The organism is Pseudomonas sp. BF-R-01, assembly GCF_019946615.1.
Lineage (GTDB): Bacteria > Pseudomonadota > Gammaproteobacteria > Pseudomonadales > Pseudomonadaceae > Aquipseudomonas > Aquipseudomonas migulae.
The window spans coordinates 29,866-45,758 of the sequence record NZ_JAGYFX010000029.1 but is presented as its reverse complement, the minus strand read 5'-3'; the positions used below and the strand labels follow the sequence as shown (position 1 = coordinate 45,758).

General features: G+C 57.0%; 9 protein-coding genes and 4 tRNA genes. 6 read left to right on the top strand and 7 right to left on the bottom strand.

The window, feature by feature from the left end; all coding sequences use genetic code 11:
• Nucleotides 1–291 precede the first annotated feature (291 nt).
• Nucleotides 292–1,008, bottom strand: coding sequence for an FKBP-type peptidyl-prolyl cis-trans isomerase (locus tag KGB27_RS13365; RefSeq protein WP_008040911.1), 717 nt, complete (start codon nt 1,006–1,008; stop codon nt 292–294).
• A gap of 269 nt (nt 1,009–1,277) precedes the next feature.
• Here KGB27_RS13365 and KGB27_RS13360 point away from each other — a divergent pair, with 269 nt between their 5' ends.
• Both KGB27_RS13360 and KGB27_RS13355 read left to right on the top strand, forming a co-directional pair.
• Nucleotides 1,278–3,086 (top strand): di-heme-cytochrome C peroxidase, encoded by a 1,809-nt coding sequence (locus KGB27_RS13360; RefSeq protein WP_223554814.1) that lies wholly within the window; start codon nt 1,278–1,280, stop codon nt 3,084–3,086.
• Nucleotides 3,083–4,252 carry a catalase family protein gene (locus KGB27_RS13355; protein ID WP_008040913.1) on the top strand — a complete coding sequence of 390 codons (1,170 nt, stop codon included), beginning with the start codon at nt 3,083–3,085 and terminating at the stop codon, nt 4,250–4,252. The genes KGB27_RS13360 and KGB27_RS13355 overlap by 4 nt, the downstream gene beginning before the upstream one ends.
• 143 nt (nt 4,253–4,395) lie before the next feature.
• Here KGB27_RS13355 and KGB27_RS13350 read toward each other — a convergent pair.
• The 4 genes from KGB27_RS13350 to KGB27_RS13335 form a co-directional block, all read right to left on the bottom strand.
• A tRNA-Asp gene (locus KGB27_RS13350) sits at nt 4,396–4,472 on the bottom strand.
• Between the two features lie 19 nt (nt 4,473–4,491).
• Nucleotides 4,492–4,567 (bottom strand) — tRNA-Val (locus tag KGB27_RS13345).
• Between the two features lie 188 nt (nt 4,568–4,755).
• Nucleotides 4,756–4,832: transfer RNA gene (locus KGB27_RS13340), tRNA-Asp, on the bottom strand.
• Between the two features lie 19 nt (nt 4,833–4,851).
• Nucleotides 4,852–4,927, bottom strand: a tRNA-Val gene (locus KGB27_RS13335).
• Between the two features lie 160 nt (nt 4,928–5,087).
• Between KGB27_RS13335 and rdgC the strand changes: the two genes are divergently transcribed.
• The 3 genes from rdgC (at nt 5,088) to sugE (ending at nt 7,553) form a co-directional block, all read left to right on the top strand.
• Nucleotides 5,088–6,008: a recombination-associated protein RdgC gene (gene rdgC / locus KGB27_RS13330; RefSeq protein ID WP_008035659.1), complete on the top strand. Its 921-nt coding sequence runs from the start codon at nt 5,088–5,090 to the stop codon at nt 6,006–6,008.
• A 145-nt stretch (nt 6,009–6,153) separates the two neighbouring features.
• Nucleotides 6,154–7,119, top strand: coding sequence for a bile acid:sodium symporter family protein (locus tag KGB27_RS13325; RefSeq protein WP_008035661.1), 966 nt, complete (start codon nt 6,154–6,156; stop codon nt 7,117–7,119).
• Nucleotides 7,120–7,238: 119 nt separating this feature from the next.
• Complete coding sequence (gene sugE, locus KGB27_RS13320) at nt 7,239–7,553, top strand: quaternary ammonium compound efflux SMR transporter SugE (RefSeq protein ID WP_008035664.1); 315 nt, start codon at nt 7,239–7,241, stop codon at nt 7,551–7,553.
• A 78-nt stretch (nt 7,554–7,631) separates the two neighbouring features.
• Here sugE and KGB27_RS13315 read toward each other — a convergent pair whose 3' ends face one another.
• Together KGB27_RS13315 and KGB27_RS13310 are read right to left on the bottom strand one after the other, a co-directional pair.
• Nucleotides 7,632–8,393: a TenA family transcriptional regulator gene (locus KGB27_RS13315; protein ID WP_008040915.1), complete on the bottom strand. Its 762-nt coding sequence runs from the start codon at nt 8,391–8,393 to the stop codon at nt 7,632–7,634.
• Between the two features lie 78 nt (nt 8,394–8,471).
• Nucleotides 8,472–10,931: an EAL domain-containing protein gene (locus KGB27_RS13310; RefSeq protein ID WP_223554812.1), complete on the bottom strand. Its 2,460-nt coding sequence runs from the start codon at nt 10,929–10,931 to the stop codon at nt 8,472–8,474.
• A 290-nt stretch (nt 10,932–11,221) separates the two neighbouring features.
• Here KGB27_RS13310 and KGB27_RS13305 point away from each other — a divergent pair, with 290 nt between their 5' ends.
• Complete coding sequence (locus tag KGB27_RS13305; protein ID WP_223554810.1) at nt 11,222–15,883, top strand: deaminase domain-containing protein; 4,662 nt, start codon at nt 11,222–11,224, stop codon at nt 15,881–15,883.
• Nucleotides 15,884–15,893: the final 10 nt, after the last annotated feature.

The window sequence follows — 15,893 nt, the reverse complement described above, 5'->3', positions numbered from 1 at the left end:
TTCCTCCCGCTGAAATGTTATCCACACAAATTGTGGATAACCTTGTGAACAGAGCTGCATTTCACGGCTGAAAGCCCCGTTTCATAAGGGCTCAACTCAGATCGGGCGTTTTTTACTCACATAAAAAAACCCAAGATTTCATTGACTTGGCGCTCCGCCGCGGCTAGCGCAGGCGCTCTCAATGGCTATGACTCCAGCCTGAAACATCCGTTCGCTTTGTTTACCCTTGCCGGACGCCAGATGCAACAACGCCCCGCATAAGCGAGGCGTTGTTGTCAGGACAAACGCTAATTACTTGGCAGCGTCGTCTTGTTTTGCCGGATCCTTGATCGCCAGCAGTTCCAGGTCGAATACCAGCACCGAGTTGGCTGGAATCGCCGGGCTTGGGCTTTGGGCACCGTAAGCCAGCTCGCTAGGGATGAACAGTTTGTACTTCTCGCCAACGTGCATCAGTTGCAGGCCTTCGACCCAACCCGGAATCACGCCGCTGACCGGCAGATCGATCGGGCTGCCACGCTCCACGGAGCTGTCGAACACGGTGCCGTTGGTCAGGGTGCCGGTGTAGTGAACAGTCACCACGTCGGTCGGCTTAGGCTGTGCGCCATCAGCTTTCTTGACCACTTCGTACTGCAGGCCCGAAGCCGTGGTGGTGACACCGGCTTTCTTGGCGTTGTCTTCGAGGAATTTCTTGCCGGCGGCTGCCGACTCTTCACTCATTTTGGCCATACGTTCTTCAGCACGCTTCTGCAGTGCTGCGAAGGCTTCGACCAACTCGTCATCCTTCAGTTTCTGTTCTTTCTTGCCGATGGCATCTTCAATGCCCTGGGCAACGGCTTTGGAGTCCAGATCATCCATGCCTTCCTGAGCCAGGCTCTTGCCCATGTTCAGGCCAATCCCGTAGGAAGCTTTTTGCGCCGGGGTTTTCAGCTCTACGCTGGTCTGCGAGTCGCAACCCGCAAGTACCAGGCTAACCAGGGCCACCGCCGCCGCCAACCGATGCTGTTTCATGCTATTTCCTTGTTCATGCGCCTAAAGGGCAATCGAGTAAAGCCGCGAGCTTATCAGGCGGCCACGACCAATGGCTACCGGCATGAGAGCAGGAAACTTCTGATAAGTTCAGGTGTTTTAACGCATTTCCGGAATCGGATGATGAAGCTTCTGTCATCTTCGCCCCACAGGGACGACTGCTTCGTCCCACAACAACTGAAGTAATGGCCACTTGCCCCACGATTGCAGCTGAGGCATAAGAGAGCGACAACTCGACAAGGATGTTTAACTTGCGCCTCTTTTATCGCTTTCTGATTCTGATCGTTGCACTGCTGGGCCTCGCCCTCGCCGTGATTCTGTATTACGTCGCCAACCCGAAACTGCCGAACTGGTCGCCAGCACAACAAGTGCATTACCTGGAGCAGTGGAGCGCGGCCGACCGCCAGACCTACTACTTCACGCCCCAGGGCACTCAGGTCAAAGGCTTGCGCTACGAGTGGTTCAACGCGCTCGAGCTGCCCTTTTCGCAACAGCGATTCGCCAGTCCGGAGTACCTTGCGCGCTTCGGTTTCCTGGTCGATCCCGGCCAGAAAGCCACGCCGAACAACCCCGGCAACCTGCCCGTGGGTTTCGCCCGCCATCAAAACCCCGGCAGCCAGGAACAGTTTCTGGACATCACCTGCGCCGCCTGCCACACCGGCGAATTGCGCTTCAACGGTCAGGCCATCCGCATCGATGGCGGTTCGGCGCAACACGTCTTGCCGTCCAGCGTTCCGACACTGCGCGGTGGCAGTTTCGGACAAGCTCTGGTCGCCAGTCTGACGTCGACTTACTACAACCCGTGGAAATTCGAACGTTTCGCTCGCAACGTGCTGGGCCAGGAATACGACGCCCGGCATCAACAGCTGCGCAAAGACTTCAAAACCTCTCTCGATACGTTCTTGAAAGTAGCCTGGAACGACACCCATCGAGGGCTCTACCCGACCGAGGAAGGCCCTGGCCGCACCGACGCGTTCGGGCGCATTGCCAACGCCAGTTTCGGCGACGCGATCTCACCGGCCAACTACCGGGTGGCCAATGCGCCGGTCGACTACCCGCAACTGTGGGACATGTGGACATTCGACTGGGTGCAGTGGAACGGTTCGGCGCAGCAACCGATGGCCCGTAACATCGGTGAGGCGTTGGGCGTAGGCGCCACGCTGAATTTCTTCGACAGCAACGGGCAGCCACTCAAGGGCGACTACCGATATCCGTCCAGCGTGCGGGTGCGCGATTTGCACCTGATCGAAGAAACCCTGCAACGACTCAAACCGCCTGCCTGGCCGGAAGAGCTGCTGGGCGCTGTCGACAAGCCTTTGGCCGCCAAAGGTCGCGCACTGTTCACCGAGAACTGCGCGGGCTGCCACGTTCCGCGGACGATCCAGGAAGACGAGCGCTGGGTGCAGCAGTTGCACATGCTGCCCGTCGACGTCATCGGCACTGATCCGACAGCGGCAAACAACATCGCCAATCACCGTTTCGACCTGACTGCGCTGCAATGGGACCCGACGGAGCTGGCACAGATGGACGTGAAGCTGCACCCGACCCCCGAGGAGCCGCTGGACCTGAGCCAGCTTTCGGTGGCCAAGGGGCTGGCCTACGTCACGGCGTTCGTCGAGGACCGGGCTTACCGGGAGGCCAAGGTCACAGCGGCAGAAAAGCCTCGGCTCGATGGCTTCGGCCTGCCGATCGGCGTTCGTGAAAAAGTCGCCTACAAGGCTCGGCCGCTGTCAGGCGTCTGGGCGACCGCTCCGTTCCTGCACAACGGCTCGGTACCAAGCATTTATCAATTGCTCTCGCCTCAGGACGAACGCGCGGCCACCTTCTATAAAGGCACGTTCGAGTACGACCCGAAACACCTGGGCTATCGCACCGAAGCCTTCACCAATGGCTTCCTGTTCGATACGCGCATTACCGGTAACCACAACAGCGGCCATGAATTCCGCGCGGGTAAACACGGCAACGGGGTGATTGGCCGACTGCTGCAACCCGAGGAACGCTTTGCGTTGATGGAGTACCTGAAAGTGCTGGGCGGCCCGCTGGAGGCGCAATTGCCATGATCATGACCACCTTCAAGAAGGATTTGCCGCTGTTTGCCCGGTTCTGGTTGTGGCTGGGCCGCCTGCTCGGCAAAACCCTGCTGGTTTTGCTGTGCATCGGCTTGCTTGGCTGGGCGCTGGCCACTGCCTGGTTTGCCTGGCAGCACCGTGGACCGGTCTCGGCACTGGAGCAGATTCCGGATGGCGAAGCCGCCATGACCCAGGACGTGATCCAGACCGCCGTGCGGATTGTCGATCAACACCGTGAAAGCACCCGCTATCTGCGTGATGCCCATGCCAAGGCCCATGGCTGTGTAAAGGCTGAGGTGCAGGTGTTGCCGGATCTGGCGACAGAGTTGCGTCAAGGTGTGTTCAGTGAGCCGGGCAAGACCTGGCAAGCGACGATGCGCCTGTCCAACGGCAATGCCTACCCGCAATTCGACAGCATCCGCGATGCGCGGGGCATGGCGATCAAACTGCTCGATGTGCCAGGCAAGCAACTGCTCAGCGATCAACAGCGTCGCGGCGAACAGGACTTCGTGATGTTCAGCCATCCGAACTTCTTTGTCAGCGATGTCGCCGAATATCGTCAGAATGTCGCCGCCCAGGCGGACGGCAAGAAGGTGATGGCGTTCTTTCCGGGCTGGGACCCGCGCACCTGGCAGGTCCGTCATCTGTTTATTGCCTTGGCGACGCTTTCTCCGCCACCACCGAGCCCGACCCAGACGACGTATTTTTCGGTTTCGCCCTACAAATTCGGCGAGGCCAATGCCAAGTTTCGGGTCATGCCCGACCCAACGAACTGCCCGACCTATGCCCTGCCCGCGCAAAACCAGAAGTTGCCGAACTTTCTGCGCAATGCGCTGAACCAGCAACTGTCGACCGATCGGGTGCCTGCCTGCTTTGTCCTGCAGATCCAGCGGCAAGATGCAGGCAAGTACATGCCGATCGAAGACACCAGCGTTGAATGGAAGGAAAGCGACGCGCCTTTCCAGACAGTGGCGCGGATCAACGTGCCCGCCCAGGACTTCGACACGCCAGCGTTGAACCTGCAATGCGACAACCAGTCGTTCAATCCATGGTTTGGTGTTGAGGCCCATCGCCCGATTGGCGGCATCAACCGCTTGCGCAAAGCCGTTTACGAGGCGGTCAGCGATTACCGACACAGCCGAAACGCCGAACAGTAGGCGGGCACAAACGAAAAAAGCGACCCGAAGGTCGCTTTTTTAATGGAAGTCGGCATAAAGCCAAACTCCAGACAGCAAAAAGCCCGCTTAAAGCGGGCTTTTTCCGTGGTGACCTGGCGTTCAGTGTTCCAGGTTACCGAATATGGCGCAGCGGACGGGACTCGAACCCGCGACCCCCGGCGTGACAGGCCGGTATTCTAACCGACTGAACTACCGCTGCGCGTAGCGTTGAAAGTAAATGGTGGGTGATGACGGGATCGAACCGCCGACATTCTGCTTGTAAGGCAGACGCTCTCCCAGCTGAGCTAATCACCCTTTACCTTCGTTGCGGGGCGCATTGTGCCACAGATTTTCATAACGTGTTGATTTAATTGATAAATAATTCAAAAAAATCTGAAAACCGGTGAAACGACGCATCCAGCAGGAACTTCAGGCAGAAAAAAACCCGCGTTAGCGGGCTTTTCCGTGGTGACCTGGCGTTCAGCGTTCCAGGTTACCGAATATGGCGCAGCGGACGGGACTCGAACCCGCGACCCCCGGCGTGACAGGCCGGTATTCTAACCGACTGAACTACCGCTGCGCGTAACACTTGAAGCGAATGGTGGGTGATGACGGGATCGAACCGCCGACATTCTGCTTGTAAGGCAGACGCTCTCCCAGCTGAGCTAATCACCCTTCACTTTCGGTGTGGCGCGCATTCTACGGAGCGACCTCACCTCTGGCAAGCACTTTTTTAAATAATTTTTTCAGGCCTTCCAAAGGCTTAGAGAAGGGTTGGCCTATGGCGCCACGAAGAGAATAATGCCCCACTTTGTATAAAGGAGAGACTCGCCCCATGTGGTTCAAAAACCTGCTTATCTATCGCCTGACCCAAGATCTGCCTTTTGATGCCGAGGCGTTGGAAACTGCACTGGCCACCAAACTGGCGCGTTCATGTGCAAGCCAGGAGTTGACCACCTACGGTTTCGTCGCGCCTTTCGGCAAGGGCGAAGATGCACCACTGGTGCACGTCAGCGGCGACTTCCTGCTGATCTCCGCCCGTAAGGAAGAACGCATCCTGCCGGGCAGCGTCGTGCGTGACGCCGTTAAGGAAAAGGTCGAAGAGATCGAAGCCGAACAAATGCGCAAGGTCTACAAAAAGGAACGCGATCAGATCAAGGATGAAATCATCCAGGCCTTCCTGCCGCGTGCCTTTATCCGTCGTTCGTCGACCTTCGCTGCGATCGCGCCGAAACAGGGCCTGATTCTGGTCAACTCGGCCAGCCCGAAACGTGCCGAAGACCTGCTGTCGACCCTGCGTGAAGTGATCGGCACCCTGCCGGTACGTCCGCTGACCGTGAAAATGTCCCCGACCGCCACCATGACTGAATGGGTCACCACCCAGAAAGCCGCGGATGACTTCTTTGTGCTGGACGAGTGCGAGCTGCGCGACACCCACGAAGACGGCGGCATCGTGCGCTGCAAGCGTCAGGACCTGACCAGCGAAGAAATCCAGTTGCACCTGAGCACCGGCAAAGTGGTCACTCAGCTGTCGCTGGCCTGGCAGGACAAACTGTCCTTCGTCCTTGACGACAAGATGGTGGTCAAGCGCCTGAAGTTCGAAGACCTGCTGCAGGATCAGGCGGAACAGGACGGCGGCGAAGAAGCCCTCGGCCAGTTGGACGCCAGTTTCACCCTGATGATGCTGACGTTCGGCGACTTCCTCCCGGCGCTGGTTGAAGCGTTGGGCGGTGAAGAGACGCCGCAGGGAATCTAAAGCCTGGTGATTTTCCACTGTGGGAGCGGGCTTGCTCGCGAAAGCGGTTTTACATCCAACACATGTGTTGGTTGAAACACCGCTTTCGCGAGCAAGCCCGCTCCCACATTTGTTTTGCAGTGCTACTTAAAATAAGGATCAGGCCATGCGTGCACTGGCTGCATTGAGTCGCTTTGTCGGCAACACCTTCGCTTACTGGGTTCTGATTTTCGCCGTCGTGGCTTTCCTGCAACCGGCATGGTTCCTCGGCCTGAAAGGCGCGATCGTGCCGCTCCTGGGCCTGGTGATGTTCGGTATGGGCCTGACCCTCAAGCTCGAAGACTTCGCCGAAGTCGCTCGCCATCCGTGGCGCGTGGCGCTGGGCGTGGTTGCACATTTCGTGATCATGCCCGGTGTGGCGTGGTTGCTCTGCCAGGTGTTCCATCTGCCGCCGGAAATCGCCGTCGGAGTCATCCTGGTCGGTTGCTGCCCAAGCGGCACCTCATCAAACGTCATGACCTGGCTGGCCCGTGGCGACCTGGCGCTGTCGGTGGCCATCGCCGCCGTCACCACCCTCCTCGCTCCACTGCTGACGCCCGCGCTGATCTGGCTGCTCGCCTCGGCCTGGTTGCCGGTGTCCTTCATGGAATTGTTCTGGTCGATCCTGCAAGTGGTGCTGCTGCCGATCGTGCTCGGCGTGGTCGCTCAGCGCGTGCTCGGTGATCGGGTTCGCCACGCGGTGGACGTATTGCCGCTGGTTTCCGTTGTCAGCATCGTGATCATCGTTACGGCTGTCGTCGCGGCCAGCCAGGCAAAGATCGCCGAGTCCGGCCTGCTGATCATGGCCGTGGTGATGCTGCACAACAGCTTCGGCTATCTGCTGGGGTACTTCACCGGACGGCTGTTCAAGTTGCCACTGGCCCAGCGTAAATCCCTGGCGCTGGAGGTTGGCATGCAGAACTCCGGTTTGGGCGCCGCGCTGGCCAGTGCGCATTTCTCGCCGCTGGCGGCGGTGCCGAGCGCGTTGTTCAGTGTGTGGCACAACATTTCCGGGGCGTTGCTCTCGACGTATTTCCGCCGGATGAGCGAGAAAGAAGATCGGGAAACCGCAGCTCGGCAAGTGACCGAGTAAGCGGAAAACTTGATCCCCGGGTTAATGATGGGCACCATACTGCGCAACGCGAGGACGACCTCGCGGCTCGATCGAGTCATTAATCTGGGGACGACCCCGTCAATCGATGGAGGTCTCTCATGTCCTGGATCATTCTGTTTTTCGCCGGCCTGTTCGAAGTGGGCTGGGCTGTCGGCCTGAAATACACCGACGGTTTCAGCCGTCCTCTCCCTACTGCGTTGACGATTGCCGCGATGGCCATCAGCCTTGGCCTGCTTGGGCTGGCGATGAAGGAATTGCCCCTGGGCACTGCCTATGCGATCTGGACCGGCGTGGGTGCCGTCGGCACGGTCATCGCCGGGATCATCCTGTTTGGTGAATCGATGGCGCTGTTCAGGCTGGCCAGCGTGACCTTGATCATTGCCGGGCTGATCGGACTGAAAGTCAGCGCCTGACGGCTTGCGGCCAATACGACAAAGCCCGCCCCTCTATCGATAGAGGGCGCGGGCTTTTTCAATGGTGAGTCCAACCGATCAGCTTTCGGCCAATGCCATGCGCCCACGCGCGACCGGAGCCTTTTCCACATGCTCAAGCTGGATGCACCGTTCCAGGAACAGGTACATGTAGTCGTAGCTTTTGCACACGGCCTCGCGCAATTGGGCCTGCAGTGACTTGCTCGGGTTCAGCCCCGCCAGCGTGCAGATGATTTCCAGCGCTTCCCACGGATGGGCATCATCGTACTGGGCATGCATCTTCAGCCACTTCATGGCTCGCTTGCGATCCTCTTCGGGGAACGATGCCGCGTAGACGCCATTGGAACAGACCAGCGCCGACCACTCGCCGGTCGCGCCTTCAATGGCGTAGTTGGTGGCGGCAATGGCAACGATCAGCGAGTCCGCCGAACTGGTGTGCCAGCACCAATGACTCAAGGCGTGAAGTTCAGGGGCCACCTTTTGCGCCTGCAGTTCTTCCAGGCTGACACCGTGAGCACGGCTCCAGTGCACCCAGTAATCGGCATGGTTCAATTCCACACGAATGTTGCGCATCAACCATCGTCGCGCCATGTCCTCGCCGGGATGGCGGGCAAAACGGGTCTTGGTGAGGTTCTGTGCCATATACAACGCGAATTGCTCAACCACGGGCCAACCACCAATAAGGTAGTTGCGCATGGTCTTTGCGCTGAGTTTGTTATCTCGCATGCGCCTGTACAATTCGTGTTCGACAACCCGGCGTTTACTCTCGCTGCAGTCCTGGATCAGTTGCTGAGCCCAGGCGGGATAACTTGCAGCTTCCATGAGGGGTCCGGTTCTGTTGAATGTATCGATCACTGTCGGGTTCCTTTTGATTGTGATTGTAAGGATCAGCAAGAGATTTCAACGGAACGTGCCAGGCGCCTTGAACAACAACGGCTGAGGCCTGGCAGGACGACTTTGTAAACTATCGCAGGTAAACAAATGCGGGCGCTCAATCACATACCCTTGAGCGTAATCCACCCCGATTTCCAGCAATGCCTGTTCAATCTGGGGTGTTTCAACAAACTCGGCAATCGTACGCTTACCCATTACATGGCCGATGTGATTGATCACTTCGACCATGGCGCGGTTAATCGGGTCGTCCAGCATATCCTTTACGAAACTCCCGTCGATCTTCAGGAAGTCTACAGGCAAATGTTTCAAGTAGGCGAATGAGGACATACCGGCGCAAAAGTCATCCAACGAAAAGTGGCAACCTAAGCCTTTGAGTTCATTAATAAATCTAATTGCACTTCCAAGATTGGAAATAGCGCTGGTTTCAGTAATTTCAAAACAAATCATTTCAGGCGGTATGGAATAAGTAATGAACTGTTGACGCAGGAAGTCCAGGAACGCCTCATCTCCTATAGTTGTGCCTGACAGATTAATCGCACACATCGCCAACGGCCCTTTGTGTTTCTCCGATATACATTGGGCAATGATCTTGAAAACATTCTGTACAACCCAACGATCAAGCGAAGTCATCAACCCATAACGTTCCGCCGCCGGAATAAAACTGTCGGGCAATATCATGCGCCCGGCTTCGTCATGCAGGCGCAACAGGATTTCGATATGCCCGCCGCCTGTTTCGACATGACCCAAGGCTGCGATTTCCTGGGCATACAGACAAAAGCGGTCCTCTTCCAGCGCCATGTGCAAGCGCTGCACCCAAGCCATTTCGCCAAAGCGCAGGGACAATTCCGAGTCATCGGCGTGATAGACCTGAACCCGGTTGCGGCCCTTTTCCTTGGCCATGTAACAGGCCATATCGGCGGCGCGCAGCGACGTTTCGAGGGTGGTCGGGTGCTGATTGATGTGTACCAGGCCGATGCTCACGGTGGTCACGAACGGCCGGCCTTTCCAGACGAAGTGCAGGTTCTGCACGGTCTGGCGCAGGCCCTCGGCGATTTTCTCCGCGGCTTCCGGTGCGCAACTCTCCAGCAGGATGCCGAATTCGTCGCCGCCCAGGCGGGCCAGGGTATCGCCTTCGCGCAAGCCCGATTGCAGCAACGCGCAGATGTGCCGCAACAACTCGTCCCCCGCCGCGTGGCCGCACGTGTCGTTGACCAGCTTGAACTGGTCCAGATCGAGAAACATCAAGGCATGACGCCCCGGATGTCGCGTCAGGTTGTGCAGCACCTGTTCCAGGCGATATTCGAATTCGCGGCGATTGGCCAGCCCGGTCAGGGCGTCATGGGTCGCCTGCCAGGACAAATTGGCAATGTATTGCCGCTCCTGGGTCATGTCGTGCAACACCAGCACGGTGCCGCTGACCTTGCCGGCATTGCGGATCGGCGCACCGACCAGTGTGACCGAAACCGTGCTGCCATCCAGCCGTTGAATCAATTTGGAATGCTCGCTGCCACCACTGAGCTGACCGCTCAGGATGTGCTCGATCAACGTAAAGCCGTCGGCCTGGGCATTCTCGTCCAGCAGATTGAACAGCGCGGCCAGGGGCAAGCCTGTCGCCTGCTCGGCCTTCCAGTGCGTCAACGCCTCGGCGGCCGGGTTCATGTAGGCAATCGCGCCGTCGACATTGGTGGTGATCACAGCATCGCCAATCGATTGCAGGGTGATCTGCGCGCGCTCCTTCTCCAACTGCAAGGCGTCGGCGAACGCATGGCGCTGCTTGAGCAATTTGTGCGTGCGCATCAGGGCCAGGACAATCAAGCCCAGGGCGGTGGCGAGGTTCGTCAACAGCAGCAGGCGCAGAATCACCCGCGAGCCTTCACCCAGGGCATCGCTGAAGGCCTTCGCCGCCGGCGTCACTTCATCGTTGATCGCAAATATCTGATCTTTCCAGCGCTGGATATCGCCATTGGTGGCCTGACGGGAGGTGATGCGCTGATGCATTTCCCGAGCAACATTATCAAGGCGCAGCAGATACGCATCCCCTACCGTCCAGAGGTCGATGGCTTTCTCAAGGTAAGAGAAGTGGCGGAAATTGAGGTACAGCCAGATCAGGCTGGAGACGTCATCCGGATGGTTGCCCCCCTTGAGGATCGCCTGGCGTGCCGCTTCGATGTTCGGCGGCTGATGGTCCAGCGCCAAACGTAACTCGTGGCCCCCTTGAGGCACGGCGATGGCGTTCTGGTATTTGAGGAATATCGTCTCGTCGCGACTGTCCGCGTAGAGATTCAGGTAATAGATGGCGTCTTTCTGGCCCTTGGACCAGAGGCTTTCGCCGGCAACATAGCCGCGCACCGCCGACAAAACATACAGGCTGAAACCGCCCAACAGCGCCTGAAATAGCACGACAGCGATAAATGGCCAGACAATGCCCAGCAACCGTGGCGTTCCGAGAGTCCGCGTTTGATTCATGAGGTCCCTTGTTTTAGCACTGCCAGATCATCATCCAACGTGATCGCTACAGCTAGACTAGGGTGCGTTCTCGATCCCGGCAAGCGAGAAGCCCTTTCTATGGGCAAGTGCCGGTAAATAACGGTTTTCAGTGAGAGGCGGACACACCTCGCGACACAGTTCCAGGAGAAAAGCCGCCATCACCTAACTATGTACCACTCTCTCCTGTTTGTTTTCGCTTGAAATCGGCCAACGACGCCATCGCACCAGAGCGATGCGCAGATCAACCGATAATCAAGAGAAGCAATTACATGCAATCGAACACTTCAAACCCACCTTCACCCTCCGAGGCTGAGTTACATGCAGGCCAACTGGAGGATTACGAACTTCTGCTCGCGGCCTTGCGCGAAACACCGGTAAACATTCTATGGCCCGTCTTGCCACTAAAACCTTATTCACCACTCACCAAGGTGAGCGCAGATGGATTAAAAGCGTTGTGGCAAGTGCTGCGCGATCGGGATTACATCGATATGTGCACAAAACTTGAAATAAAGCACGGCGATCTGTCCGTTGCGTTCAAGGAGGGCAAGTATGTCTATCAGGCCTGGAAGAACACAGGACATAAAGTCACGTTGGAGTTGACCGAGCACGCCAAATGGCAGCCGCTGAAACTGCGGATTGAGCGGGCAGCAGCATTACTGGGCGGAGTGTTGAATTCAAACCGCACCATTGGCTTAGAAAGAATGTGCGTCTTTTACGGTATTGCATTGACGTCGAGAAACCCGCAAATAGTTCAGGTCACGATAAAGGTCGTTCAGGACAGGATCGCCGCCCATCGTTTGAGACTGGAGGACGAGTTTGAAGCCCTTGATCTGAAGTCCCCTCCCACAGAAAAGGACCTGGAAACGTTCGCGACTATCCAACAAGCATTTCCTGGCACTCCAGTCGATACGCAGTTACTCCATAGCGGCCAGGTCCGCGGCGAAATAGTCGATGCGGTTAATCAATTTCTGCCGGAGAGCGTTACTTCACCGCTGGCGTACCTTGCCAAGGACGTTCTTTCTACTGCAACGATTGAACAAGTGCGCGCGACGCCGAGTGTATACCTCGAAAAAATCCTGCAGAGCGCGGAGGCTCAAAAACTAGGAAACACCTTACTGACGACAATGGATTGGTACGGAGGAAAAACCGGTGAAGAGACTTCGCCTTACATCCGCACCAGACTGATAGCCAATGCGCTGCAGTATTGGCTTTGTGCACAGACCCTGGATTCCAGCGATTTGATCGCCGGGTACAACTGGCGAAGTCGTTCGAACTGGGGAAAGAGCTACCAGGCAATCCGCGAGGCATTTGAATCCCATTTACTCACGTCAAAACTCGCATCGTCGGAAAAAGAGGCAGTGGTCATTTCGCGATTGTTTTTGTCCCGGTTCCCATTTGAGTTTCGTGTCCGGGACATTCCGGCAGATCTTGCTTACCGGAGCACGGCTGTCTGGGTCAACTTCCTCAACGGAGTCAATTTCGTCAAATCCGTCTCCCCCGAATTGCTGGACAGACTGAGCTTCCAGCAGTTGGTCAACTTGCCCATGCACAGGGCCGAAGTGGCAACCACGGAAGAATTGAACCTCCTCAGTCTCACCAGGCTGCTTCCGACCCTGGATTGGGCTGTCACCCAGGGTTTCGTTTCGCAAAAAGACCTCAAGGATTACACGCAAGCCGACATCGAACGAGCCTGCTCCGAACTGGAAAAACACTCGAACGAGGTCAATCAAGCGGTTATCCGAATCAATGAAGAGCCACCCAAACGGCTGGCCATCGCCAAGGCTGAAATACAAACGCTGTTCGGAAGCGAAGCCTTCAATACCGATGGACGCAAACTGGCCAGGCATGACGAGTTGGCTTCGATCGGCTTTCGCGACCCGCCGCCACTCAGGGGTAAGGAATACAAGTACTACTCGTTCACCGATGTCTTGGCGTCCGGCATGTTCGACGATCAGAAAAAATGGTTTGTGACTGAGGCTGACGGCGAGACCTTGAGCAAACAATGGATCAGGATGGACAAGGATCGGTATGTCAAAACCGAAGCGCCATGGCCTGTTCCCGGCATCAACTGGGAAGGCCGCCTTCGGCCAGTCCTGTCACCGTTTACCAAAATCCCCGATGTCCCTGCGCTGTTTGACGATGCGTTCAAGCGGCATCTGGAAACGATCACGACGGCCTACCAGACATTGATCAGAACGCTGTTAACCTCACTCCCCTATGCCGACCGCCTGGCGCTGGAGGTGGGTGAAGTCAAGATTTACAGCCTGCGCAAAGAAACCCGCAAAGTCGCCGCCAAAGACGAAACGCCCGAAATTACGTTGCCGCTCAGAGCGCGCAACGGCGTAATCCTGCAAGCGACTCAAACAAACGAGCCCATCGGGGACGAAGCCGCCGTTTCCGTCAGCACTTTTTACGAACTTCTCCCGAAAGCCGGGGTAATACGTCGCCTCGAAAATTTTGATGCGACGTTGTTGATTCCCCGGATCGGGGCGATGGCAACCACCTCCAATGGGGCCTATGTCGATGTCATCCGCGACAGGCATTTACCCTTCGACTGGGATGCGCATTCGAACGGCACCCTGCCCAAGGCAACGGCCTTCTGCGAGGCCATCATCGATCAGCTGCCACCAGCCTTCAGCGCAAGTTCCGAGATCACGGAGCATCATCAACGCGCCCCATTGACCCTGTCGTCCAGCCGCTCACTGGCGATCAGCCGACACATTGCGACCGAACTCCTGTTCGTTGACCCGCAAGCGTTGCGCACCTTTGCGAAGGGTCAGACCAGGTTTGAACTCGAAGAAGCTCAACGTAGAAAGATATTCAAGATCGCCAAGTTGTTTGTACCGTTCTGGGGCCCTGTCGAAGACGTGATGTCAGGCGATAAGAATCGCATCGCCCTGGGAATAGTCGGCCTGTTTTTCGATGTAATTTCGTTCGTGATCCCCATTGGCAAATTCGCCACGGGTTCGATCAGACTGATCAGTAACGCGGGCCAACTGGCCACACGCGCAACGCTCCCTTCATTTTCAACGCTGACAAAAACGCTGCTGGTATCGACACTGCGAGCGTTGAATCCGCTTGAGATTATTCCCGCGCTGCTCAAAGGCTTGGGCAAATCGGTGCGATACATTTATAAAACCGTCACGTTCGAATTTAACGAACTCGTGGGGAAAATCCGCTACTACGAGTACGTGCGCAGCTTGCCTCAGTTGAGTGATGCCGGACGCTGGAAGCCTGCAACGCTGGGAGATCAGCTAGCCAGCATCAAAGGCATAGATGATGTGCCAATTCACAACATCGGCACCTCTGGCAAGACCGACTTGCGCCTGATCGATCCATTGTCCTCCAAGCCCTATGGCCCGTCGTTGACCACCCGCGCCAGTGACTTCTCTCCCGGGCAATCGCACTACAGCACCCTGGAAAGCCGCAACCAGCAATCGGTTGTGGAGCTAGCCAAGACACGCCACGTACGAGAAGTGCTTGAAGTGGACGGCCGAACCACGCTGTTCATCGATGACGTGCCGTACCGGCTGGAGGGTGACACGCTACGCCGTGCAGACTTGATTGACGCGAGTGATTCGCTGAAGTCGATACCTTGCCGACCGAGACGCGCCCCGGGAGCAGATGTGTGCACGACTCGCTATGTGACGCGAGACCCGGCCCCGACACCCGCGGTTGGCGCCTTCGATGAAACCAAGGGATGGGCCACCTGGTTTGGCGACAGCATTTACACACCAGGCACTGCGGGCGCCCCCCTGACGAAGGTTTCGTTGGCCACTCACACAACACTCGACGCGACGATGGAATTCCGCAAAGGCATTTACGGGCGTGTCAAAGTCAACGTGACCGAAAAAGGTGTGACCGATACCTTCCACTCCGGAGCCGTCATCGTGGACTCCGTAGACGGTTCGAAACGGTATGTTTTCACACGTCTTGATGCGGGGGATTTTTACGTTGCCGAACTGGCAAAAGGGCAAAGCCTGCGTAACGCACTGACTTTCAAGCAAGCGTCAACCTTGCCCGCCGAACTGCGGCGCGAGTTGATGGTGGTGTACACCGGCTCGTTGAATGCCAACAACATGGCGAGGATTTACGGTGTGACTCTCGTTGAGCGCGCCATGAGAGCGATGGACAACATCGCCATACCTATCGGCGGCCATGCCAATCCGCCCGATACACTCAGGCTGATCAAGGTCGATACCAGCCCCGGCGAAGCCGTGCTGTTCGATCACTCGACCCGAATGATCGTCAGGCACTCCACCGATGGCGCAACGACCTGGTCAGCGTCCAGGAATGCTCCGGAAAGTGTCCGTGAAACGACAGCGCAAGTATTCAATACACTGTTTCAGAGAACCGTTATCACCCTGGAATCGTCGGTTCGGGATGGGCCCAAGGCGTTGAGAATCGATGGCGTCATGTTGGAACTACAGCAACGCATCAGCGCCATTCATAACAGTGAATTGGGCAAACTGCGCAATGTTGCATTCGCTGAAATCAAGACAAGACAGGGCATTCGGGAGGTTTATGTCAGCGTTTCCGGCAGGCAGGGTGACACCGCTTACCTGCCATTGTTTGAGAGAAACAGAGGCTCGAAAGAGGTGATCGACGAAGGTACGAGTTACTTCAACATCGATCACGGTGCTAACTTCCCACAGACATCGCTGAACGTCTCCGCTTCTGGCAAGTTGCGAGCGATTCCGCACACGATCGACAACATCGAGACGTATACGCCCGCACTCACCCAACGCCCTACTTCACTGGACACCGAGAGCAAACTCATCAGCGTCATACGCCAGAAATATCCGGACTCTCAGGAGCTTGAGTCCATCACGATAGCCACCACCATGGCCCCCTGCGACTCGTGTTCAATCGTCATGAAGCAATTCGGTTATGACGGCAATCCCGAGGCGTTGAATGTGATCTGGAAGTAGTCGCGCAGCA